At 62.6% G+C, this 24,026-nt stretch carries 22 protein-coding genes; 3 read left to right on the top strand and 19 right to left on the bottom strand.

Annotated elements, in window-relative coordinates:
* Window positions 1-218: hypothetical protein (locus tag ACE3QM_RS15395; RefSeq protein ID WP_374423079.1), on the top strand; the 218-nt coding region annotated here is incomplete at its 5' end.
* 209 nt (window positions 219-427) lie between these two features.
* Here the strand turns inward: ACE3QM_RS15395 and ACE3QM_RS15390 are convergent.
* A complete protein-coding gene (locus ACE3QM_RS15390) occupies window positions 428-637 on the bottom strand; it encodes a heavy-metal-associated domain-containing protein (protein ID WP_019102750.1) in 210 nt (69 codons plus the stop codon).
* A gap of 47 nt (window positions 638-684) precedes the next feature.
* Complete coding sequence (locus ACE3QM_RS15385) at window positions 685-3,042, bottom strand: heavy metal translocating P-type ATPase (protein WP_374423077.1); 2,358 nt, start codon at window positions 3,040-3,042, stop codon at window positions 685-687.
* A 141-nt stretch (window positions 3,043-3,183) separates the two neighbouring features.
* Between ACE3QM_RS15385 and pncA the strand changes: the two genes are divergently transcribed.
* Both pncA and ACE3QM_RS15375 read left to right on the top strand, forming a co-directional pair.
* The gene (gene pncA / locus ACE3QM_RS15380) at window positions 3,184-3,816 is read left to right on the top strand and encodes a bifunctional nicotinamidase/pyrazinamidase (RefSeq protein ID WP_231461280.1); all 633 of its coding nucleotides are present in this window, start codon (window positions 3,184-3,186) and stop codon (window positions 3,814-3,816) included.
* Between the two features lie 457 nt (window positions 3,817-4,273).
* Entirely contained in the window at window positions 4,274-5,179 is a 906-nt protein-coding gene (locus tag ACE3QM_RS15375) for an S-adenosyl-l-methionine hydroxide adenosyltransferase family protein (protein ID WP_374423074.1), read from the top strand.
* A 260-nt stretch (window positions 5,180-5,439) separates the two neighbouring features.
* Here ACE3QM_RS15375 and ACE3QM_RS15370 read toward each other — a convergent pair whose 3' ends face one another.
* The 17 genes from ACE3QM_RS15370 to ACE3QM_RS15290 form a co-directional block, all read right to left on the bottom strand.
* Window positions 5,440-6,330 carry a fimbrial protein gene (locus ACE3QM_RS15370; RefSeq protein ID WP_231461277.1) on the bottom strand — a complete coding sequence of 297 codons (891 nt, stop codon included), beginning with the start codon at window positions 6,328-6,330 and terminating at the stop codon, window positions 5,440-5,442.
* 104 nt (window positions 6,331-6,434) lie between these two features.
* Window positions 6,435-7,166: a molecular chaperone gene (locus tag ACE3QM_RS15365; protein ID WP_374423072.1), complete on the bottom strand. Its 732-nt coding sequence runs from the start codon at window positions 7,164-7,166 to the stop codon at window positions 6,435-6,437.
* A gap of 83 nt (window positions 7,167-7,249) precedes the next feature.
* Entirely contained in the window at window positions 7,250-8,365 is a 1,116-nt protein-coding gene (locus ACE3QM_RS15360; protein ID WP_374423070.1) for a fimbrial protein, read from the bottom strand.
* Window positions 8,366-8,375: 10 nt separating this feature from the next.
* Window positions 8,376-10,910, bottom strand: a complete 2,535-nt coding sequence (locus ACE3QM_RS15355) for a fimbria/pilus outer membrane usher protein (RefSeq protein WP_374423068.1) — start codon at window positions 10,908-10,910, stop codon at window positions 8,376-8,378.
* A gap of 79 nt (window positions 10,911-10,989) precedes the next feature.
* Complete coding sequence (locus tag ACE3QM_RS15350) at window positions 10,990-11,715, bottom strand: molecular chaperone (protein ID WP_374423066.1); 726 nt, start codon at window positions 11,713-11,715, stop codon at window positions 10,990-10,992.
* An 83-nt stretch (window positions 11,716-11,798) separates the two neighbouring features.
* Complete coding sequence (locus ACE3QM_RS15345; RefSeq protein WP_374423064.1) at window positions 11,799-12,392, bottom strand: fimbrial protein; 594 nt, start codon at window positions 12,390-12,392, stop codon at window positions 11,799-11,801.
* 341 nt (window positions 12,393-12,733) lie between these two features.
* On the bottom strand, window positions 12,734-13,045 hold the full coding sequence (locus ACE3QM_RS15340; RefSeq protein ID WP_374423062.1) for a DUF1484 family protein: 312 nt from the start codon (window positions 13,043-13,045) through the stop codon (window positions 12,734-12,736).
* 12 nt (window positions 13,046-13,057) lie between these two features.
* Window positions 13,058-13,381 (bottom strand): hypothetical protein, encoded by a 324-nt coding sequence (locus ACE3QM_RS15335; RefSeq protein WP_374423060.1) that lies wholly within the window; start codon window positions 13,379-13,381, stop codon window positions 13,058-13,060.
* A 175-nt stretch (window positions 13,382-13,556) separates the two neighbouring features.
* A complete protein-coding gene (gene corA, locus ACE3QM_RS15330; protein ID WP_374423058.1) occupies window positions 13,557-14,636 on the bottom strand; it encodes a magnesium/cobalt transporter CorA in 1,080 nt (359 codons plus the stop codon).
* 7 nt (window positions 14,637-14,643) lie between these two features.
* On the bottom strand, window positions 14,644-16,131 hold the full coding sequence (ppx, locus tag ACE3QM_RS15325) for an exopolyphosphatase (protein ID WP_374423082.1): 1,488 nt from the start codon (window positions 16,129-16,131) through the stop codon (window positions 14,644-14,646).
* Window positions 16,132-16,453: 322 nt separating this feature from the next.
* A complete protein-coding gene (phoU, locus tag ACE3QM_RS15320) occupies window positions 16,454-17,155 on the bottom strand; it encodes a phosphate signaling complex protein PhoU (protein ID WP_048409896.1) in 702 nt (233 codons plus the stop codon).
* A gap of 113 nt (window positions 17,156-17,268) precedes the next feature.
* Complete coding sequence (rpiA, locus tag ACE3QM_RS15315; protein ID WP_048409897.1) at window positions 17,269-17,928, bottom strand: ribose-5-phosphate isomerase RpiA; 660 nt, start codon at window positions 17,926-17,928, stop codon at window positions 17,269-17,271.
* A 266-nt stretch (window positions 17,929-18,194) separates the two neighbouring features.
* A complete protein-coding gene (gene ispF, locus ACE3QM_RS15310) occupies window positions 18,195-18,677 on the bottom strand; it encodes a 2-C-methyl-D-erythritol 2,4-cyclodiphosphate synthase (protein ID WP_304413459.1) in 483 nt (160 codons plus the stop codon).
* Window positions 18,673-19,356, bottom strand: coding sequence for a 2-C-methyl-D-erythritol 4-phosphate cytidylyltransferase (gene ispD, locus ACE3QM_RS15305; protein ID WP_048409899.1), 684 nt, complete (start codon window positions 19,354-19,356; stop codon window positions 18,673-18,675). Before ispD ends, ispF begins: the two co-directional genes overlap by 5 nt.
* Window positions 19,353-20,126 carry a DNA polymerase III subunit epsilon gene (gene dnaQ / locus ACE3QM_RS15300; protein WP_369799206.1) on the bottom strand — a complete coding sequence of 258 codons (774 nt, stop codon included), beginning with the start codon at window positions 20,124-20,126 and terminating at the stop codon, window positions 19,353-19,355. Before dnaQ ends, ispD begins: the two co-directional genes overlap by 4 nt.
* A gap of 58 nt (window positions 20,127-20,184) precedes the next feature.
* Window positions 20,185-23,211, bottom strand: a complete 3,027-nt coding sequence (locus ACE3QM_RS15295; protein WP_374423054.1) for an ATP-binding protein — start codon at window positions 23,209-23,211, stop codon at window positions 20,185-20,187.
* On the bottom strand, window positions 23,208-23,864 hold the full coding sequence (locus ACE3QM_RS15290) for a response regulator transcription factor (protein WP_048409901.1): 657 nt from the start codon (window positions 23,862-23,864) through the stop codon (window positions 23,208-23,210). The genes ACE3QM_RS15295 and ACE3QM_RS15290 overlap by 4 nt, the downstream gene beginning before the upstream one ends.
* Window positions 23,865-24,026: the final 162 nt, after the last annotated feature.

Genomic DNA, 24,026 nt, shown 5'->3' with positions numbered 1-24,026 from the left:
AAGGCGAAAACGAGCGAAAAAGCGGAATGTACAAGTGGTACATGAGCATTTTGAGTTCGGTTTCAACGCTGTATCGCCGCAGCGCAGCAGACTTTGAACAGGTTCTTAACCCGCCCTTTGCCGAAAAGGGCATCACACACGGCCACAAGTTCATCAAAACTGATATTGCCCGCCGATGTCCTCATTTTCCCTATGGTTTTCTCGACAGTCATCATTGACCTCTGCCAGCCAAGTATAGCTTGATGCTGGCCCCCCCCTAAACCGTCAAGCCGGCAAGATCATTGAAAAACAATATATTGCCGTCAGCCCGTCGACGTCCACGCCTCTTAAAATTGCGGGTGCTCGGTCAACGCCCCACCATGGAGCACAATGAAACAGGGCATGGCCCGCAAGCCATGCCCTGTTCCGCAACGCCGCCGTTTAAGGCTCAGCGCGTCACATCGAAGCCCGCGTCCTCCACCGCCGCCGCCAACTCCTCCGGCGACACGATCTCGGCGTCGTACACCACCTTGGCCTGCTTGGCCTCCAGGCTGACCTCGGCCTCGCTGACGCCGGCCATGCCGCTGAGCACGCCGCTGACGCTTTTCACGCAACCCTGGCAGGTCATGCCATCCACTTTCATGATCAATTCGGACATTGCTTTCTCCTGAAAAAATTCAAAACTTCGCTAGCGCCGATGCCGCCTTATTTCCAGCGCCGCAGCAACAACGAATTACTCACCACCGATACCGAACTCATCGCCATCGCCGCGCCGGCGATCACCGGGTTCAACATGCCCAGCGCCGCCAGCGGTATCCCCATCACGTTGTAGATGAAGGCGAACAGCAGATTCTGCCGGATTTTGCGCAGGCTGGCGCGCGACAGCCGGATCGCGTCCACCGCGTGCATCAGATCGCCGTGCATCAGGGTGATGTCGGCGGCCTCGATCGCCACGTCCGAGCCGGCGCCCATCGCCAGGCTGACGTCGGCGGCGGCCAGCGCCGGCGCGTCGTTGACGCCGTCGCCCATCATCGCCACCTTGAAACCCTGCGCCTGCCAGCGCCGCACCTCCGCCGCCTTGTCCTGCGGCTTCACCTCGGCGCGGTAATCGCGAATGCCCGCTTCCGCGGCGATGCCGGCGGCGGTGGCCGGGTTGTCGCCGGTCAGCATCGCCACCCGTATGCCCATGGCCTGCAACTGCGCCACCGCCTGGGCCGAACTGGGCCGGATGCGGTCGGCGATGGCCAACAGTCCCAGCAACTCCTCGCCGCGCGCCACCGCCACCACGGTGTTGCCCGCCTGCTGCAAGGGCAAGGCGGCGGTTTGCGCCTGCTCGCCCAGCCAGCCGGGCACGCCGGCGCGCACCAGGCCGTGGCCAGCCACCTCCGCCTGCACCCCCTGCCCCACCTGGGCGGCGAAGCCGCTGACCGGCAGCAAGGCCAGGCCCTGCTGCTGCGACTGCTGCAGAATGGCCCGCGCCAGCGGATGTTCCGAACCGGCCTCCACGCTGGCGGCCAGTTGCAGCACCAGGTCCGCGTCCGCCGCCAAGGGCAGCACTTGTTTCACTTGCGGCTTGCCCTCGGTCAGCGTGCCGGTCTTGTCCACCAACAGCACACCCACCTGGCTGGCCAGCTCCAGCGCGGTGGCGTTGCGGAACAGGATGCCGCGCCGCGCGCCGTTGCCCACGCCCACCATCACCGCCGTCGGCGTGGCCAGGCCCAAGGCGCACGGGCAGGCGATCACCAGCACCGCCACCGCGTGGATCAGCGCCGCCGACCAATCCTGCAACCACAAGCCGGTAATGATGAAGGTCAACAAGCTGATGCCCACCACCACCGGCACGAACACGCCGGAAATCACGTCCGCCAATTGCTGGATCGGCGCCTTGGAGCCCTGGGCCGCGCTGACCAGACGCACGATCTCGGCCAACTGGGTATCGCCGCCCACGCCGGTGGCGCGCACCTTAAGCATGCCGTCCTGATTGCGGGTGGCGGCGTAAACGCTGTCGCCGACACGCTTGGCCACCGGCAGGCTTTCGCCGGTGAGCATGCTTTCGTCCAACGCCGCCGCGCCGTCCACCACCTCGCCGTCCACCGGCAAGGTTTCGCCATGGCGCACCACCACCACATCGCCCTGGCGCAGCGCGGTCACCGCCACCTCTTCCACCCGGCCATCCTCGCGCTCCACGCGGGCGGTCTTGGGCGCCAGCCGGATCAACTCCTCTATCGCCGCCGAAGTCTTGCCCTTGGCGCGCGCCTCCAGCAATTTGCCCAACAGCACCAGGGTAATCACCGAGGCGCTGGCCTCGAAATAAACATGCTGGTCTTCCAGCCCCAGCAGCGTCACCGCCGCCGATAGCAGCCAGGCCATGCTGGTGCCCAGAGCCACCAGCACATCCATATTGGCGCCGCCGCCGCGCAACGCCGCCCAGGCGCCCTTGTAGAAGCGCCAGCCAACCACGAACTGCACCGGCGTGGCCAGCGCCAGCTGCCAGTAACGCGGCAGCCAGCCATGATGGCCGCCGCTGAACATCGCCACCATTTCAATGACGAAGGGCAGCGTCAACAAGGCGGAAAACGCGAACCACAGCCGCTCGCGCCGGTAGCGGCGCGCATGCTCGGCGGCCAGGGTGTCGTCGCCCGGCCCGGCCTTGGCCGCGGCCTGGTAACCGGCGCGGCTGACCGCGGCGATCAGCGCCGCCTCGTCGGCCAGGCCGGCCACGTAATCGACGCGGGCGCTCTCGCTGGCGAAGTTGACCTGGGCGGACACGCCCGGCAGCCGATTCAGCACCTTCTCGATGCGGCCGGCGCAGGCGGCGCAAGTCATGCCCTGAATATCCAGCTCCGCCTGCCGGCGCGGCACGGCGAAACCGGTCTTGGCGATGGTGTCCACCAAGGTTTGCGGCGGGGTTTTGACCGGGTCGAACGAGACCTTGGCCGATTCGCTGGCGAAGTTGACCGCCGCCTCCACCCCGTCCAGCCGGTTCAACTGTTTCTCAATCCTGGCGGCGCAGGCCGCGCAACTCATGCCCTCAATCGGCAAATCCACGGTGCTTGCTGTCATGATGACCTCCTGGGCTGAATTATATACCCCCATAGGGTATAAATGGCAAACCCTATTTCGCGATTGTCGCCGCGTCGGGCTTTACCGCGCCGGCGGCCGCGTGGTAACAAGAAAGGCTGAGAACCCTTGCAGGAAAACGCTATGCCCCTGAAGCGCTACGGCGACGATTGCGCCCTGATCGTGGTGGACGTGCAAAACAGTTTTTGTCCCGGCGGCGAACTGGCGGTGGCCGACGGCGATCAAATCGTGCCGCTGATCAACCACATGATGCAGTTCTTCAACCGGGTGATCCTGACCCAGGACTGGCACCCGGCCAAACATGTGTCCTTCGCCAGCCAACACCCCGGCAGCCAGCCTTTCGACAGCATCCAACTGCCCTATGGCGAACAAACGCTGTGGCCGGATCATTGCGTGGCCGGCAGCCATGGCGCGGCCTTCCACCCGGAACTGGACACCAGCCTGGCTCAATTGATCATCCGCAAGGGCTGCAACCCCGCGCTGGACAGCTATTCCGCCTTTGTCGAAGCGGACCGCCAAACCCCCACCGGCCTGGCCGGCTACCTGGCCGAGCGCGGCGTCAAGCGGGTATGGCTGGCCGGACTCGCCACCGACTACTGCGTGGCCTGGAGCGCGCTGGACGCGCGCGCCGCCGGCCTGGAAACCACGGTGGTGGACGACGCCTGCCGCGGCATCAATCTGAACGGCTCGCTCAGCAGCGCCTGGGCGCAGATGCTGGCCGCCGGCGTGCAGAGGCTGCGCTCGGACGAGGTGTAACAAGCGGTTCAATGTCTGCTGCGCAGCGGTGGGGTTGTTTAAATCACCTTGTCTCGTCTAGCTCGCGAGACGTTGAACAGGCTTTAGGCAAGCCCGGCGCTGGCAGGCGCCGCAAGACCGGCAACAGCATTTTGAACACCAGAAAAACTTAGAACGTGTTTACGGTCTCGCGAGCTAAGGCGAGACCAGGCGGAAACGAGCGAAAAAGCGGAATGTACAGGTGGTACATGAGCACTGAGCTTGGTTTCAACGCCCATTTCTATCCATCCCGCCGACGCGCAGCAGATCGTAAACAGGTTCTTAGAGCCTGTTCAAAGTCTCGCGAGCAAGAGCGAGACAAGGCGAAAACGGCAGAGAAAGCGGAGTGTACATTCGGTACATGAGCATTTCGAAGCGGTTTTCAACGCCGTATCGCCGAAGCGCAGCAGACTTTGAACAGGTTCTTAGGAGAAAAAGAATGAAGCTATTCCAACACGCCCGCCTCTGGCTCGCCGCCGGCCTGCTGCTGGCCGGCTTGGCGCGCGCGGACGCGCCGCTGGTGCTGATGACCGACTTTGGCCTCAAGGACGGCGCGGTGTCGGCAATGCGCGGCGTCGCCTACTCGGTGGACCCCAAGCTGACGCTGTCCGACCTCACCCACGAAATCCCCGATTACGACATCTGGAGCGGCGCCTACCGGCTGTACCAGACCGCCAACTACTGGCCCAAGGGCACGGTGTTCGTATCGGTGGTGGACCCCGGCGTCGGCACCGAGCGCCAATCCGTGGTGCTGAAAACCCGGGACGGCCGCTACTTCGTCAATCCCAACAACGGCCTGCTGACCTTGATCGCCGAGCGCGACGGCGTGGCCGAGCTGCGCCGCATCGACGAAAAAACCAACCGCCTGCAAGGTTCGGCCGCGTCCTATACCTTCCACGGCCGCGATGTCTACGCCTACACCGGCGCGCGCCTGGCCGCCGGCAAGATCCGTTTCGAAGAAGTGGGCCCGCCGCTGCCGGCCGCCGCCGTGGTCAAGCTGCCGTATCAGCGCGCGGAAGCCACCAATGGACGGCTCAAGGGCATGATTCCGGTGCTGGACCCGCAATACGGCAATGTGTGGACCAATATCCCCAAAGCCCTGTTCGAAGCCCAGGGCTTCCGCCCCGGCGACCCGGTGAAAGTGCGCATCTTCAAGCAGGGCAAGCCGGTGGACGAAGTGGTGGCGCCTTATCGCCACACCTTTGGCGAAGTGGCCAGCGGCCAGCCATTGGTCTATCTGAACAGCCTGCTGGACGTGTCGCTGGCATTGAATATGGACAACTACGCCGCCAAGCGCGGCATAGGCTCCGGGCCGGAATGGTCGGTGGAACTGAGCCGCCCCTAGAGTCCGCTAGCGCTATTCAAAATCAAACAGCAGGGTGGCATTGCCCTGGAACGCGCCCGGCTGAGGCGCGTTCTTATTTTTACCGACCACGCGGACGGACCAAATCACGCTTTCTAGTTTGGACAAGCCCGCGCCCGCGATCATTTCGCAATCGCCCCCAGCACAAGGCGTGTGGGCAATATGTTCTGGGTATCAAGCAAGCCACAGAAAACCTCATCATCCTCCACGCCACAGCAAGCTGGCACTCATTGCCAACAGGTTTATTTATAATAAACATCCACAATCGCGCCGGTATCAAACCGCCCTAGCTGTGGTGTCTGGGACAACCAGGACAGCTCCGCCAAGAATCGTTTGCTATAAAACAGGCCAGATCCAACCGGCGAAAACTCATACTCTTTCCTCAGCACCAGCGCTTTATTTTTTTCCGCATCAACAATACGAACTCCAAGCGACCTATTATTGCCAGGTACAATCAGCGTATTATCTGTGCTATCCCTTACATTTTTAGGATGAAAAGCCAGGTTCACACCATAAGCAGCACTACACCCACGCTGTTCAGAAATCACAAAGGGAAGTGATCGAATGACCCTGCCAACTTGAGCCGATGAGGCTGGTACTCCGCCAAAATCTATAAAATTAGGGGCAATAGAAATTTTAGACTCGCAAGGAATATAGCGAATCTTATTCAAACCGTTCACTGTCAAGTTATAGCTCGCGCCTGGACGCACATCATTCTTACCATCAAACTGAAAAGCCATAAAACTCTGAACCACTGATAGCGCCCCCTCTTTGGGAGGCCCTTTAGCCGACTTCTTGGACAAGAAAACAGAGTATTTGAACTTCACTATTGTCTTATCTTGAACACACTCCTTCTTAATCTCATCCCATTTGCACGCCAAAACACCTACACCTGTATCCAACTTCCCGCCAGACAATTCCGATTTAATATAATCGACACCATTATAGGTCACCCCCACATCCATATCAGGCCCCAGATCAACCTTTTTGGGATCTAGATAAAAATATACATTTTCTTCCTTAAAACCTCGCACATCAACCCAACATTTTGCTTCTAGCGTTTGGGTCACCTGACGCCACAACACCATTTTTTGAGGCAAAGAATTGGGCACTGCCACGGTAGTTTCAACCATATCACTGACGCTAACATTATTATCAAGACTGGTACACTTTAGAGCGTAGCTTGGCGCAGACAGCATGAATAGCAAACATAGAGCCATAAAAAAATAGCAACCTCTCATACCCCCCCCTTTGAAACGCAACCATTCAATTTATAAGATTGTTTAATAGCCAGGCCACTATCCTTTACCATCTGATAACGCACCTTACCCACCACACCCTCGCAGCCATCCACAGGCCAATCCGCGCTAGAAAACGGCGGCAGCATTTTATGCGCGACAGACTGCCCGCAAACAGCGCCATTGCCATCCATCACCTTGATATCCAGCAAGGTCAGATAGTAAGGCGAGCTATTTTCCACCCGTATTTTCTTCCCACCGTTTTCCACGCGCCAACTGAGCGCTTCCATGGCCTGCTCCGGAGACGAGGCCAGCGCCGGCCGGTAAAACAATTTTAAATGGTGTCTCAAGCCAAGATAAAAAATATGAGAACCCTCTGCCGCGGCCGGCACTTCCAGCACACTCAATAAGAAAAAGCTCTCCTGTTGTGCTGGTAGCCCTTCTCCCGCATACAGCACATCCACGCTCTTGCGCTCGCCCGCGCCGATCAGCAGCAAGGGTTGATTCACCGCGATTGGCAGGTCCCGCTCGAGATCGCCCTCCCCCCAGGCAACCGAGACTTGGACCAAGGCCGGCTGTGCGCCATCGTTCACGATGGTGATCGGCCTACGCTTTGCATCCGCCGCAAAGATATAACGGCTCTCACCGGCAAAACTGATATCCGCCCTGGCGCCTTGCCAGGCAAAAACGCCCAACAAAGCCAGTAATAAATAAACGCCTATAAACCTCATAAACCCTAACCTGTCATTCAAGATCAAACTTCAAGGTAGCGCTGCCCTGAACCGCGCCTGCCGGCAACGCATGGACCACCCCATCACGGATAAGACACAACGAAAGTGGCGGTCGCCGCAAACGCGCCCGGCTGGATAGGCGCGGCGGTGGTGCGCACATAATGGGCGTTCAGATCCAGCGTCAGCACCGGATTGCCGCTGCTAGCGGTGCCCAGCGCAATGCGGCGGCTGCCGTCGCTGCTGCTGGACGGGCCGAAATACACATCCGTCTGCTGATTCCGCCGCAAGCGCACGCCCAGGCCCTTGGCGCTGCCGGCGGCATCGGCATTGTTCGGTAGCAGCGTATGGCTGGTGTTTTCGGGCGTACCCGCATCGGTGAAGTTGATGGACGGCTTGGCATTGATCGCACACTCCTCCAGCCGGATGCGCAGCGGCACGCTGTTCTGAGACACCGCGTCCTTGTGGTCCAGCCCGGACACATTGATCGCGTCCATGGACACGCGCAGCTGCTTGGAATCCAGCGCCAGCTTGCAGCTGGGGGCGGGCAGCGGTGGAAGCGCGTCGCCGGACCAGTTGTCGTAGATAAAGTGATAAACCCCCTTAGGGTAAGCCACGTCTCCTGTCTGAACTGACTGATTGCAACCTTTGGACACGTTCTGGCTGGCGCCATTGCCGGTGCCGTGAGCATAAATACTGAAAGGCGTACTCAGGTAGCCACCACCGCCACCTTGGTATTTTGCCGGGTCGGTCAAGACAAATTCCTGGACAAATAATGCTTGCAGCGTGTATTTCCCCACCTTGCCAGGGTAATCCTCATACTCGCTCCAGGTATTGATGTCGCTGTTGCCTGAACCAATCAAGCGGCCATCGAGACCGCTATCGGCATGACGCCAGCGCACCCCCAGCCCGGAAGCAAGCCGCACAGTATTGAAATTATTAGGGTCTGGAGCGGCTGACCACCCCGCCCCCATGCGCATCCGGTCACCATTGATTTTAGTCACCACCTCATAGCCGATCGAGAACAGATACAGCCGCTTATGCAACACATCGCCGGCTTTGGACGCGCTGGTCGGCGGTAGGCCGGGAATTTCGCTCACTTGACTAATCACAGCCTCGTCATCACAGCTTTTGATCTTGGCCTGCACAGACAGGCTGACGCAGGCCAGCAGCAGCGCGCCGCCATAGCGTTTCCAATCCATTCCCATCCCCTCAGTTACAGTTCAGGCGGCGGCGCTGGTAGTACTGGCCGGCCTTGGCCGGCGGCAGCCGGTAATCGGCCACGCACTGGCCGCCGCGCCATGCCACCGTCAGCCGGCCAGTCTCCTGCTTCAGCAGCGCCAGCACCTTGCCATTGGGATCGACGATGCCCAAGGGCTTGCCGCCGTCGCCGCTGACGCTGGCGCCAAACGGCACGCTGCCGCCATCCGGCCGCAGCAGGGTGAACTGCGCGCGCACCCCGCGCCTAGCCTTGAACACGCCCTTGACCACCGCGCCGCGCCGCGGCACCACCTGCTTGACGGTGTCTTCCAGCTCCGCGTCCGCGCCCAATTGCCGCGTGTCCAGGTTCAAGGTATTGACGCGATAAGGCTGCGCATACGGCTGCACCAGATAGCCATTGCGCGCCAGCTTGCCGCCGTCTCCGGCGCGTAGTTCGGACCCGGACAGGCCATCCACCTGCATCAGCGCGAAGGTGTCGCCCACCGTGCGGCTCAGGTTGACGCCGCCGCCATGGACCACGATGGCGCCGGACGCGCCCACGCTGCCGGATTGATACTGACGCGCCGCGTTGTAGGCCGCGCTCAGCTGCACGAAGTCCGCGCTGTGATTGACGCTGAGGCCGGCGGTGCTGCTGCCGTCGCGGCTGCTATGCCCGGCCTGCAGCGAATACGAGGTGTTCTCGCTCATATAGCCGTTGACGCCGGCTTGTAGCGAAGCGCCGCTGCCGGTGGTATGGCTCAGGTTGGAGTACAGCCGCGGCGAACGCGGCTTGTCGCCCAGCGGCACCGAGAAGGTCAGCATCGCCTGGGTGCTGCTGACGCCGCCGGGGCGGCTGTCGCGGCTCCGGCTCAGCGTGAAGTTGTAGCCCAGCCGCTTCCAGCTATTGCCATAGCCCAGGCCCACGCTGCCGGTGCCGCCGCTCTGGCCCCAATAGCTTTGCTGGCTCAGGTTCAGGTACAGGCTGCCAAAGCGCCGCTCGCGGCCCAAGTCCTGCTGAGTGGTCAGATCGATGCGCGAACGGCTGCGGCCAAACTTCGCCTGGCTGTTGCCGGCCAGATCGCTGGCGTGGTCGTTGAAACCGCGGTAGCCGGCGGTGGAGTAACGATAGGCGGCCAGCGTCAGGTTGGTCAGCGTGCGGGTAAAGGTTCTGGCGTAGAGCAGGCGCACACTCTGGCCCTGCTGCCGTTCTCCCTGGGCGCGGCTGACGGACTGGGTGACATCCAGCGACAGCGCGCCCAGCGGCGTATTGGTGCCCACGCCCAGGTTCAGCGCCTGGAAATCGGCGCTGAACTGCAAGCCTCCGGCCACGGTGCTGTCGTCGCCGATGCCGTAAACCACGGTGCCGGCGGCAAAGCTGGGACGCACATCCTGGCCGCCCTGGTATTCGCCGATGGCGGCGCTGTACTGCCAGCGCCCCTTGCGCAGCATCAGCGGCAGGCTGGAGAACGCCTGCTGCGTCACCCGCTTGCTGCCGTCGGCCTCGGTGACGGTGATTTCCAGGTCGCCGTTGGAGCCGGACGGGAAGATATCGGTCAGTTCGAACGGCCCCGGCGGCACATTGGCGCGGTACAGGGTATAGCCGTTCTGGCGCACTTCCACCACCGCATTGCTCTGCGCCTGGCCGCGGATCACCGGCGCGTAACCGCGTTCGCTGTCCGGCAGCATGCCGTCGTCGCTGGACAGTTGCGCGCCGCGGAAGCGCAGGCTGTCGAACAGCGTGGGATCGGTGTATTGCTCGCCCAGCGCCAGCTGGCTTTTCCAGGCGGTGATGTCGCGCTGCAGCACGTTGCGGTTGCTGCGCGCGTCCATGGACTGGCCATCGGCCCAGCTCAGGGTGGAGTCGTTGCGCAAGCGCCAGGCGCCCAGATTGATGCCGTTCTGCAAGCCCAGGAAGGCGCTGCGGTTGGTGCTGCCGCCCACGCCACTGTTGCGGCTCTCGCTGGCGTTGAACTGGTAATTGACATAGGCGGCGGCCACGCCCTCGTCCCACAAGGCTGGGTCGATATAGCCGCGCGCGCTGCGGCTCAGAAAGGCTTGCGGAATGCTCAGCTTCAATTGCAGCCGGGTGGAGTCGTAATCCACCGCCGCCTGCGGCATCAACGCGGCCAGATCCAGACAGGCCGGATCGTCCTCCGCCAGCGGCGGGGTTAGGCTCTGCAATTGCACGCCGGCGGCTTGCAGCAAGGCGGCGTCCACGCAGGGCGTCACCCTGCCGCTGACGGGGTCTTGTACGAACATCACATCGCGGCGTCCGCTCAAGCTGTCGTTGACCAGCACATCCACGCGATAACTGCCGGGCAGCAAGGCGTTGCCGCCGCTCAGCACCGCGCTCAAGTCCGCCGGCCGGCCGGCGCCGTTGATGAAGTTGGTGTTGAAAGCCAGCAGGGTCGGCGCGGTCGACGCCGCCCCCTCTTCCGCTCGCGACCACTCCGCCAGCGCCAGCAAGATCAGCAGGCAGCCGGGTTTCAGGGCGGAGCGGCGCCGCGGCAAGACGTGACAAGACAGGCTATCGGAACGTAGGCGCATGGCAGGGCTTACTCAAGCAGAACGGGGACAAGGCTATCCGAAAGATGAATCGGCGGCCGGCTGACGGCCGGGGCTTCAATCAGGGTTGCGGATCCTGCGGCTCCAGCTGACGCGGGCTCGCCTCCTGGCCGGGCTCCAGCGACACCGCGTATTCCACGTGGCCGCCAAAGTCGTTGATGATGCCGTAGCGCAGCTGCGCCGCCACCGATGGCAGCGGCCATTGCCCGCTGCCGCCGGGCGCCACCATATAGGCCTTGGCCAACGCCTTGCCGTTTTTCAACGCCAAATCCACCAGCGTCACGTGGTAGCGGCTGGGATTGTCCACGCGCAGCTGCGGCTTGCCATCCTGCTGGCGAACGCTCCAGCGCAGACCCGCCGGCGCTTGCAGCGCACCGCCGCTGCCCAAGGATTTAGGGCGGAAAAACACCTTGATGCGCTGGCGCACCGCCAGCTGCAGCACATTGTCGCCGCTGGCCGCCTGCGGAATTTCCTGCACATTCAGCCAGAACACGGTTTCCTGATCCTCGGCCGCGCCAGCGCCAGCATAGAGCACGCGCAGCAGTTGTTGCTGCTTGGCCGGCAGCCGTGCCAGCGGCGGCGTCACCGCGAACGGCAGCTCTTCCGGCTGCCCTTCCGCCGGCTCCAGCCAGGACTGGACCAGGATGTCCTCGCCCTGATTGCTGACGATGATAGGCGCTTCTTTATCGCTGCCATCAAAGATCAAACGGGTGCCGTTCAGCGCAATGCCGGCCCAGGCCGGTTGCAAGGCAAGCACCAACAGCAGAGGAAGCAGAATGGTTTTCATCGGAAACGCCGTAGGGAAATCAAGAGGGGTTCAAAGCGGATACGCGGCCATGCTTGGCGCCCAGCGGGCGCCAAGCATGGCGTTTACTCGTAAGTCAGCGTAAACGGCAGGCTGGCATTGGCGATACCCGCTGTCGGCGTGCCGTTGGTGACATAGGCGGCGGCAAAGCTGACGCGGCGGACTTCATTGACCTTTCCTGCGGCGGCTTCCTTCAACAGTTCCCCCTTGGTCAGGTCGTAAGCCGTGGGGCTGGCGCTGGCGGCGCTGTCAAACAATGCAATGCCGACACCCTGGGCAAAACCAGCCAAGGAGGTGCCGTTGTTGACACGCAGGATTTTGTTGCCAGTGACTACTTCCGGCGACGTGCCGGTCAATGCCATCGACACTTTGACGGCGGTTTTGCAGATGATGTTGAAATCCACCTGCTTGCTGCCGCTGCCGGTGAACTTGGGGCTGGTCACCGTGCCAATGTCGTCCACCGACACCGTACCCATGTCCACCTTGATGCTGGTGGCGTCGCCATTGGGCGAGCTGAGGCGGCAGGAGTCCGCCACCACTTTGCCGGTGAAGTCGATCTGGCCGGATACGTCGGTCCCAACGGCAAACGCCGGGCTCATGGCCAAGGCGGCCAGCGCCGCCAATACGATTTGGCCTTTCTTGCTGTTCAAGGTTTTCATACCACACTCTCCCACGGATAGAAAAAGCCGCCGATATCGCCGGCGGCATCTCACGGCGCAAGCGCCGTTGAACTCACTGGAAACTCCGAGGCCATCATATGGTTTACAATTTGTTACAGATATAGGATTTATCCTAACTTTCCAGGAGAACCCTAAATCCCGGTATTTAGTTGCTTTTATCGAGATTTCATTGATTTTTATTGCCAATTCCTGCCCATTAAACCCTCTCCGCCTCGCTCAGCGCAGATCCCGTGTTCACCCATGAAGCCACGCAAATGCAAAAACGGACCGCGCCCCGGGAGCAGCGGTCCGTTGTGGATGGGTCAAGGTCTCAACCGGGCTTAACGCAGGCCCTCCAGCCCATGCAAGGCCACTTCCATCTGCTGCTGGAACGGTTCCAGCAATACGCGCAGCTGTTTGCCGGCGAACATTTCTTCATCGTGCCGCAGCAGCAGGGTCAGCACGCAGCTCAGGGCCAGCTCGGCTTCGCGCAGCACCGCCAGATGGTCGCTCAGCGCTTGTTCCAGTTGCTGGCGCGCTTGCTGCGCCTGCGCCAGCGGCGCTTGGGCGCGCGGGTCCGCCGCGAGGGCGTGCAAGGCTTGCTCCAGTTGCCGCAAGGCGTGGCGGCCGGGTATCGGGATAGCGGTTTTCATCGTCGTCTCCTGTCAATGCCGCGTGGTCAGCGTGGCCATGCCGCGTTGCAGCCAGTGCTGCGCCGGTTCCAGCGTGATGTGCAGCACATCGCAGGGGCAGGCTTCGCCGCCGGCCTGGCGCAGCAGGGCTTGGACCGCGCGCAGGCTGTGGTGGGCCTGGCGCAGGTCTTGCATCGCGCGGTGCAGATGGTGTTCGCGGATCTGCAATTGGCGTTCCAGCGCGCGCAGGCGATCAGCGGCGATGCCGGGCATGCGGCGTAGTTTTTTGAGAACGAGATTGAGCGGGAGTGAGGGGGAGAATAAGGCGCGGTAGCGCCGGCGGTGTGGATGCGTCATCGGTAGACTCCTCAGATAGCAGATTCTGTGGCGAGTCTGGCGATTTCGGGCTGTCAAACCCGAGTGCCGCGAATGTCTGCGGTACGCGGCGATTGTTACCGATTGGGCACAGAGGGTCAAGGCAAGCGCCGGCGCAGCGCGCCGCCGGCGTGGATTCCACAACAGGGGGCAGGGTTTACAACCAGCGCCGCTTCCAGAACAACCAGCTCAAGCCGCCGGCAATACCCAGCATCGCCACCAGCACCAGGTGGTAGCCGTAATGCCATTTTAGCTCCGGCATGTATTCGAAATTCATGCCGTAGATGCCGGCGATCAGCGTCAGCGGCATGAAGATCATGGTCAAGACGGTGAGCACGCGCATTTGCAGGTTGAGGCGGTGGGATTGGGTGGACAGGTAGAGGTCCAGCATGTCGCCCACCATTTCCCGCGACATTTCCAGCGATTCGATCACGTGCATGGTGTGGTCGTAGGCGTCGCGCAGATAGACCAGGGTTTCCGGCTTGAAGAAGCCGTGTTCGCCGCGGTTGAGCGAGATCAGCATTTCGCGCAGCGGCATCAGCGCGCGGCGCAGTTTCAGGCAGTCGCGCTTCAGGCGCTGAATCTGCAGCAGCACGCCTTGGTCGCGGCCGCGCAGCAGCGTGCTGTCCATGCGTTCCACTCTTTCGTTGAACTCGGTGAGCACGCCGAAGTAGTCGTCTATCATCGCGTCCAGCAAGGAGTAGCCCAGGTAGTCGGCGTCCTTGTGGCGCAGCAGGCCGCGGCCGCGGCGCAGCCGTTCGCGCACTTCTTCGAACACGCCGGTGGGGCGTTCCTGGAAGGTGAGCACGAAGCGGCGGCCGATGACCAGGTAGATCTGGTCGGACAGCAGCCGCCCGGCCCCGCCCTCGCCGTGCTGGTGGTAGTCGAACACGCGGCTGGCGATGAACAGGTAGTCGCCGTAGTCTTCCACCTTGGGCCGCTGCCGCGCGTTCATGATGTCTTCCAGCACCAGCGCGTGCAGGCCGAAGCGCTGGCCTATCGCCCGCATCACTTCCGGCTGGTGCAGGCCGTAGACGTTGAGCCAGAGCACGCCGCCGGCGGGCTGGTGGGCCAGGCCTTCGGCCACGGTCTGGAACACGGTTTCCTGCAGTTGCTCCGGGCCGTATTCAAACAGGGAGATCGAGGCTTCCGGCAGCTTGGCCTCGCCCACCGACAGCAGGGTGCCGGGGGCTTCGCCCAGCGTGGGGATGCGTTTTTTCAGCGTGGCGTGGCGCATCGGCGGTTCACACTTGCTCGATGTCGAGCACGAAGCCGACGTTTTTCCATTGGCCGATTTCCTGCTTGAAGCCGCTGGCGGTGAGCGGGCTGCCTTTCAGCCAGGCTTTGTTCAGCGTCAGCGCGAAGCCGGTGGCGTGCTGGCGCAGGTCCAGCCGGTCCGGCAGCGCGATGCTGTTGCGGCTGCGGTGGAACAGCACCGCCAGGCGCAGCGCCACCACGGCCTGCCACAGGCTGGCGTCTTCCATGTATTGGCGCATCTTGCCCATGTCGCCACGGTGGCCCAGCACGATGGCGGCCAAGGTGGCTTGTTCGCGCTTGGAGAAGCCGGGCATGTCGGCGTGCTGCAGGATGTAGGAGGAGTGCTTGTGGTAGGCGGTGTGGGAGATGGTGAGGCCGATTTCGTGCAGCTTGGCCGCCCACAGCAGGCGCTTGAGCATGGATTGGTCGACGTCTTCGCCGGCCACCATGCGGTACAGGCGCTCGGCCAGCGTGGTGACGCGCTCGGCCTGGGCGGTGTCCACGTGGTAGCGGCGCTTGAACTGGGTGACGGTGGTGTCGCGCATGTCCTTTTCGCGTTGGCGGCCCAGTAGATCGTATAGCACGCCGTCGCGCAATGCGCCTTCGGCCACCGTCATTTTGTCGATGGCCAGTTCCTGGAACACCGCGATCATGATGGCGAGGCCACCGGCCAGCACCGGCGCGCGGTCGGCCTTGAGGCCGTTGACGTCGATGGATTTGATGTCGCCCTGGCGGATCAGCAGCGTCTTGAGCTTTTCCATGCCGGCCAGGGTGATGTCGGCGCTGCTCCAGTCATTGATTTCCAGCACGTCGCGCAGCGAGCGCGCGGTGCCGGAGGTGCCCACCGCCAGTTGCCATTCTTCGCGCTGGTATTGGTGGGCGATGCGTTGGATTTCATTGCGCGCGGCCAGGATGGCGTCCCGGAAATTGGCCTGGGTCAGCTTGCCGTCGCCAAAGTAGCGCAGTGTGAAGCTGACGCAGCCCAGCGGCAGGCTTTCGGTGACCAACGCCTTGTAGTGGCTGCCGATGATGAATTCGGTGGAGCCGCCGCCGATGTCCACCACCATGCGCCGTTCCTTGGTGTCCGGCAGGGAGTGGGCGGCGCCCAGGTAGATCAGCCGCGCTTCTTCGCGGCCGGCGATCACTTCTATCGGGAAGCCCAGCAGCGGCTCGGCCTTGGCGATGAAGTCGGCGGCGTTCTTGGCCACGCGCAGGGTGTTGGTGCCCACGGCGCGCACTTGCGCCGGGGTGAAGCCGCGCAGGCGTTCGCCAAAGCGGGCCAGGCAGGCCAGCGCCTTGTCCTGGGTTTCCTGGTCCAGGTATTTGTCCGCGGTCAGGCCGGCGCCCAGGCGCACGGTCTCTTTCATCACGTCCAGCGCGTATAGTTGGTCGTCCACCACCCGCGACACTTGCAGGCGGAAGCTGTTGGAGCCCATGTCTATGGTGGCGAGCACGTTATTGGGGGGCGTGGTCAGTGTCAAAGACACCCCTTCTCTCTTTATCTAGGCCCGCGCCGAGCGCGGGGTGGATTCGTCATGGGTTGTAAGAACCTGTTTACGATCTCGCGAGCTAAGGCGAGACAAGGCGAAAACGAGCGAGAAAGCGGAATGTACTCGTGGTACATGAGCATTTTGAGCTTGGTTTCAACGCCGTATCGCCGACGCGCAGCAGATCGTAAACAGGTTCTAACGCCAAGGCGGGCACGGACGCCAGACGCAACAATGGCGGCAACACCGAATGTTACCGCCATTTTAGTCAAACCGTCATGTCAAGTCGCCATGGTCGGCGCGGCCGGGTTCAACCCAGGGTTTCGCGCTTCTTGGTTTCCAAGGTGGTGTGGCGGATGTCCTTGCCCTTGACCAGGTAGACCACGTATTCGGAAATATTGGTGGCGTGGTCGCCAATGCGCTCTATCGCCTTGGAGATGAACAGGGTGTCGATGGACATGCTGATGGTGCGCGGGTCTTCCATCATGAAGGTGATCAGCTGGCGCAGTTCCGCGGCGAAGTCTTCGTCCAGTTCCTGGTCCGCTTCGGCCAGTTCCAGCGCGGCGCTGGTGTCGAGGCGGGCGAAGGCGTCCAGCGCGCGGCGCAGCATGCCCAGCGCTACGTCGGCCATTTTTTCGATTTCGCGGAAACGCGGCATCTGGTAGCGCTCGGACTGGTAGATGGTCTTGCCCATGCGCGCGATTTTCTTGGCTTCGTCGCCGATGCGTTCCAGGTCGGTGATCACCTTGATCACGGTGAACACGATGCGCAGATCGCTGGCGGCCGGCTGGCGGCGGGCGATGATGTGCAGGCAGTCGTCGTCGATGGTGACTTCCATCGCGTTGACCAGCGCGTCTTCGGCGATCACCTTGTCCAGCTTTTCAATATCGCCGGCCAGCAGCGCGTCCACCGCGGACAAGATCTGCTGCTCCACCAATCCGCCCATTTGCAGGACGCGGGTGCGGATGGTTTCCAGCTCCATATCGAACTGCTTGGAAATATGTTCTGCCATGTCTGCCTCAAACCAAAACCAGTCAAAAAACGCTATGTTAATGCGGGCAGATGACGCCGATGTGACAATTCATCTGCCCGTTTGCGCGCGGCGGCCAGGCTTGGCCTAGCTTGTTAGCGGATTTCTTCGACGCCGCTTTGCCGTCCCAACACCAGCACGTCGGCGCGACGGCGCGCGAACAGGCCGCAGGTGACCACGCCGGCCAGGTGGTTGATGATTTCTTCCAGTTCCACCGGCTTCTGGATTTTCAGGCCGTGCACGTCCAGGATCACATTGCCGTTGTCGGTGGTCACGCCTTGGCGCAGTTCCGGGTGGCCGCCCAGCTTGACCAGTTCGCGCGCCACGTAGCTGCGCGCCATCGGGATCACTTCGATGGGCAGCGGGAAGGCGCCCAGCATGGCGACGTATTTGCTTTCGTCGGCGATGCAGATGAATTGGTCCGCCACGCTGGCGACGATCTTCTCGCGGGTCAGCGCCGCGCCGCCGCCCTTGATCATGTGCAGGTGGTGGTTGATTTCGTCGGCGCCGTCGATGTAAACCTGCAGCGCGTCCACTTCGTTGAGGTCGTAGACCGGGATGTGGTGGGCCTTGAGGCGGGCGGTGGAGGCGTCGGAGCTGGATACCGCGCCGCGGATGCGGCCCTTGATGGCGGCCAGTTCTTCGATGAACAGGTTGACGGTGCTGCCGGTGCCGACACCGACGATGCAGTCGTCCGGCACGAATTCGATGGCTTTCTTGGCTACGGCAAGCTTCAGCTGGTCCTGGGTCAACATGGTAATGCCTCCTGTGTTGGGATGGGTTGCGCCGGGCGGATTATGGCACGGGGCGAGCCGCCAGACACCTGTCATCTATCGTAGCGCGGCGGGGCTTGCGTCGGTTTGACGCAGGCGAAACCGCGTTCATTCTTAGAACCTGCTCAAGGTCTGCGAGACAAGGCGTTGCGGCTGAGAAAGCGGAATGTACTCGTGGTACATGAGCATTTCGAAGGCGCACTCACCGTGTAACGCTCCACGACGCGCAGCAGACTTTGAACAGGTTCTTACACTGGCACCAGCAGGCAGACGGCTTGCGCTTCTATCGCTTCGCCGCGCCCCAGGTAGCCCAGGGTTTCATTGGTCTTGCCCTTGACGTTGACCGCGCCGAGGTCCAGGCCGAGGTCGGCGGCGATCACCGCGCGCATCGCGTCGATGTGCGGCGCGAGCTTGGGCTGCTGCGCGATCAGGGTGCTGTCCACGTTCAGCGGCCGCCAGCCGGCGGCGCGCACGCGCTTGGCGGCTTCGCGCAGCAGCGCGCGGCTGTCGGCGCCCCTGAATTCGGCGGCGGTGTCCGGGAAGTGGCGGCCGATGTCGCCCAGCGCGGCCGCGCCCAGCAGCGCGTCGGTGACGGCGTGCAGCAGCGCGTCGGCGTCGGAGTGGCCGAGCAGGCCTTTGTCGTGGGGAATGACGACGCCGCCGAGAATCAGCGGCCGCCCTTCCACCAGGCGGTGCACGTCGTAACCTTGTCCGATTCGAAACATCTCAATCCTTTCTTGCCGCCAGCACCGCGCGCGCCAGGGCCAGGTCGCGCGGGTAGGTCACTTTAAAGTTCTGGGCATCGCCTTCCACCAGCAGCGGCTTGCCGCCGCTGCGTTCTATCGCGGAGGCTTCGTCGGTGATGGCGTCCAGGCCCGCGCCTTGCAGCGCCTGCCGCAGCGGGCCGTGGCGGAACATCTGCGGGGTCTGCGCCAGCCACAGGTCGGCGCGCGAGACGGTGACCGCCACGCGTCGTTCGGCGTCGGCGCGCTTGACGGTGTCCGGCACCGGCAGCGCCAGCAGGCCGCCCACCGGGTCGTCGCCCACTTCGGCCAGCAGCCGTTCCACCGCGTCCGCGGACAGGCAGCAGCGCGCGGCGTCGTGCACCAGCACCCAGTCGTCGGCGGCGCAGTCCAGCGCGTCCAGGCCGTTGCGCACGCTTTCGGCGCGGCTGGCGCCGCCCACGCGCAGCACTTGCAGCTTGGGCAGGTCCCAGTCGAAGTCGTCGAACCATTCGTCGTTGGGCGAGATCACCACCGCGACGGTGTCGATGGCGGCCACCGCCGCCAGCGCCCGCAGCGTGTGCCACATCAACGGCTTGCCATTCAGTTGCAGGTATTGCTTGGGGCTGGGCGCGCCGAAGCGGCTGCCGTGGCCGGCGGCCGGCACCAGCGCCAGGTAACGGCTCACGCGCCGTCTCCGGCCGGCGCTTCCAGGCTGCGCCACAAGCAAGTGCCTTTGACCGATTTGTCCAGTTCGTTCAGATAGCTTTGGTGGTCGGCCTGTTCTTGTTCGCTGGCGCGCTTGACCAGCAGCGGCTTGCGCTCGAAGTTCATCGAGCCGTCCTGGCCGCCGGGCAGGTCCATGTCGATGTCCATCACCAGGCTTTCCTGGCCGCGGGTCATCCACAGATACACTTCGGACAGCAGTTCGCAGTCCACCAGCGCGCCGTGCAGCGTGCGGTTGGAGCGGTCGATCTCGAAGCGGTCGCACAAGGCGTCCAGGCTGTTGCGCTTGCCGGGGAACTGGTCGCGCGCTTCGCGCAGGGTGTCGATCACATTGGCGCACAGCTTGTTGATCGGCGGCAGGCCCACTCTGTCGAATTCGGCGTTGAGGAAGCCGACGTCAAACGGCGCGTTGTGGATGATCAGTTCCGCGCCGCGCAGGAAGTCGGCCATTTGTTCGGCCACTTCGCGGAACTTGGGCTTGCCTTCCAGGAATTCCAGCGAGATGCCGTGCACGCGCTGGGCGTCCGGGTCGATCTCGCGCTCCGGGTGGATGTAGAGATGCAGGTGCTTGCCGGTGAGCTTGCGGTTGATCATCTCCAGGCCGGCGAATTCGATGATGCGATGGCCCTGGGCGTGTTCGAGACCGGTGGTTTCGGTATCCAGAATCACATAGCGCGGCACGCCGTCGCTGCGCGATCCACTCATTTCTTTAGCGTCACTGCTATTGCTCATACACTTCTGTCCTGCATCCTGAATCGTTTTTACATTACCGCGCCCGCGTCTTGCCGCGCTACGCCTGCCGCCACAAGCCCTGCTCCCGCAGTTGCCGGTGCGCCAGTTGCCGCAGGCCGCTCAATTGCTGCGCGACGGCGTCGGCGGCGCCGGTCCGCGCAAAATCTTCGAGAGTTTGGCACATTTGCACCACCGGATCGATACGCAGCATCGCGAATACGCCTTTTATCGCATGCAGTTGATCTTGCATCCCCCGCTCATCCCGCGCCTGGGCGGCCGCGTCCAGGCTGTGCAGCGATGATTCCAGGCTGTCCAGCAGCAGTTGCAAGCGCTCGGCGGTCAAGGCCGGGCGCGCGCCGCTGTCGCTAGTCTCCGCCGGCGGACGCGCCGCGGGCAGATGCGCGCGCATCGCCTGGTCCAGCATGGCCAGGGACACCGGCTTGAGCAGGATGCCGCTGATTCCCGCCTCGGCGCAGTTCCGGTTTTCTTCTTCGCCGGCATGGGCGGTGATGGCGATGATGGGCGCGGCCACCGCGTGTTCCCGCAAGGCGCGCGCCAGCGCGTAGCCGTCCATGCCGGGCATATTGAGATCGGTGGCGATCAGTTGGTAGCGGCGCTGGCCGGCCAGGCGCAGCGCGTCGGCGCCGCTGTTCGCCACGTCGGCATCGTAGCCCAGTTCGATCAGTTGGTCCCGGATCAGTTCGCCGTTCACTTGGTAGTCGTCCACCACCAGGATGCGGCCGTGCCGTTCGCCACCGGCGGGCGGCTCGGCGTCCCGCGGCGCTGCCACGGCCTGCGCCACCTGCTCGCATGCCGGCAAGGGCAGCGTCACGCTGAAAGCGCTGCCCAGCCCCAGTTCCGAGCTGAATTCCAGGCTGCCCTGCATCAGCTCGCTCAACTTTTTGCATAGCGACAGGCCCAGGCCGGTGCCGCCGAAGCGCCGTGAAATCGAGGTATCGGCCTGGGTGAATTCGGCGAATATTTTCCCCTGATCCTCTTCGGCGATGCCGATGCCGCTATCGATGACGCCGATCACGATGGGAGAATCCGCCGCTTCTTCTTGCTGGGGGTAGACTTCGAAGATGACTTCGCCACGATCGGTGAATTTGATGGCATTGCTCAACAGATTGAACATGATTTGGCGGATGCGCGCCGGATCGCCCAGATAGGCCGGCGCCAGGTCCTCGTCGATCACCGCGGTGAAGGCCAGGCCCTTGGCCTGCGCCAGCGGCGCCATGCCCTGCGCCACCTCCTGGCTGAGTGTCCGCAGGTTGAAGGGGATGCGCTCCAGCGTCATCTGGCCGGCTTCCACCTTGGACAGGTCCAGGATGTCGTTGACGATTTCGCGCAGCGCCTGCGAGGAGTTTTCCGCCACGCGCAGCCTTTGCCGCTGCGCCGCCGCCAGCGGCGAGCGCGCCAGCAGTTCCAGGCTGCTCAGCACCGCATTGAGCGGGGTGCGGATTTCATGGCTCATCACCGCCAGGAACTGGGATTTGGCCCGGTTGGCCTCTTCCGCCTTCTTGCGCGCTTCGTCCAGCTTGCGCTCGGTGGTCTTGATCGCGGTGACGTCGACGACATGGCAAAGCAGCACGTCTACGCCCAGGTATTTGCTGTGCACCGCGTGGACATGCAAGTCCAGCGTGGCGCCGTCGTCGAGTTCCAACTGGATCAGCCGGTCCAGCGCATCGTTGCCGTACTCGCCAGGCGAGATGGGCTGCGCCCGCAGCAGGCTCTGAAAGGTGGCTCCATGCTTGGATTGGCGCTCCCAGTCGTCCATCACGCGGTTTTGCAGGATGATGCGGGCGTCCTCGATGGCGTACAAGGCCAGGCCGGCCGGCGCGGTGCGCACCATGGTGCGGTTCAGGTCCTCGCTCTCCAGGGTGCGCTGGGAGCGGGAAAAAGCCGGCGCGATCAGTTGGCGTTCCAGCAGCCACAGGCTCAGCCACAGAAACAGCAAGGCCAGCGCCAGCAGCGCCACGGTGAGGGCCGCCAGCCGCCAGCTGCTATGGGCGAAGCTTTTCCAGGACACCACTTGCACATGGCTCCAGCCCAGGAACGGCAGGTGCTCGACGATGAAGATATTCCCGGCGTGATAGCTGACGCTGACCGCTTCCTTGCTTTGCGTTTGCGCCGCCTGGCGGGCAAAGGCGGCGATGGCCGGGCTCGCGTCCAGCGAGCCGTAAATGAGCTTGCCGCGATTGTCGATGAACAGCTCCGCCGAGTACTTGCCCAGGTAGGGGCTTAATTGTTGCAGGATCTTGATGTCCAGGCTCTTCACCCAAAAAATCACCGGCCGGCCATGGGCCTGCACCACCTTGGTCAGCCGGATGGCCGGCCGCCCGGTGAGCGGATCGACGAAGATATCTATCCACGGTTTTTTGGGGTGCTGGCGGATATACGCCGCCATGTGCTCGGACTGGAAATCCGGCAGGCCCTGGGTCAGACGGGCAAGCAAGGGCGCAACCGGCGCGCCCACCGCTTGAGGCAGTTCGATCTTGCGATTGAAATCAATCAGCAGATAAGCGCCTTTGGCCGGAAAGGTGTAGTTGATGCCGATGATCTGGAACTGGAAGGTTTCTTGCGCCAGTTGTCTGGCCACTTGCCGGCTCAGTTCCAGATAATGGCTCAAGGTGTCTGTGCTCAAGGCCGTCGGATCGCCCAAGGCAAAGGTCAGGAAAGGGTCGCCGCGCTGGTGCAATTCCAGATAGCCCTTGTTGGCGAGGAATTGCCGCACCATGGGCGCCGGCGCGTGTTCGCGCTTTTCCCAGGCTTGCTGATACTTTTCGGCCAAGTAAAAGTTATTGATATTGTAGTTGGCCATATCATTGTCCAGCGCTTTGTTCACCAGACTAAAATTTTTGACGATATCGTCCAGTTCATCCTTGAATACACCGTGCACCACCAGGCCGGAAATAATCAGCAACGCAATGGAGATCACGATGCCGGCCAAAAGAAAAACCGCTCTCATCACCCGCTGCAGCCCATGCAGTTCCTGACTGCGCGGCAGTTGGTAGGCCACCTCGGCAAAAAACGCGCGCAGCGCATTGGCGCGGCCTCCGGCGGCGGCTTTGGATTTTGATTTCAAGTGGATGACTCGCGCGCGTCCATCAGGCCCAGAAACTGCATCACCAAGTCCGAATCCCGCTGCACGCCCATTTTCCGCATGGCGCTCATTTTCTGGGTGCTGATGGTTTTTTTACTGCGTTTCAGTTTGGCGGCGATTTCCGTAACGGTCATGCCGGCAGCGAACAAGCGCACCACTTCCGCCTCGCGCGTGGTCAACTCCTGCTTGCCGGCGGTGCGGCGCTCCAGTTCGATCTTGTCGACGATCTCGGCCATCGCCGGGGAAAAGAACTTGCGCGCCTGCATTGCACAGAGCAGCGCTCGGGACAGGTGCTCCTCGGCATCCCGCTTGCTGACGATGCAATGGATGCCCAGGTCCAGCAAGGCCCGTATCGCCGACAGTTGATCCACCATGGTCAGAATCACGATGCCAAGGCCGGGAAACTGGCGGCGGATGCGGCTGAACATCAGCACCCCGTCGCTGAGTTCGCCCGAAGGCATGGAGAAATCGCAAACCAGAATGTCGCAGGGCTTGGATTCCAGCGCGGCGAACAATTCGTCGGTGCTGGAGGCCGTCGCGGAGATCTCCAGCCCGGCCTTATCCCTTAAAATATGAATCAAGCCATTGACCACCATCGGGTGGTCGTCCGCCACTATGATGTGATGCGTTTTCATGATGTCCTTTGAGGTGCCGGGCACGGCCCACCGCCTCTTGAATATTAGGTCCGGCTTCAGCCTTAAGCCCATAAATCCACTCCCGCAGCCCAATATCGAAGCGGCCCGGACCGCTGCGCTAACGCGCCGCGTCCGGGCCGGATTTTATTTTGCTCTTCCGCC

The sequence above is a fragment of the Chromobacterium sp. genome, assembly GCF_041912965.1.
GTDB lineage: Bacteria > Pseudomonadota > Gammaproteobacteria > Burkholderiales > Chromobacteriaceae > Chromobacterium > Chromobacterium aquaticum.
Note: the sequence above shows the minus strand (reverse complement) of the source record. Positions and strands in the feature narration are given on the sequence as shown.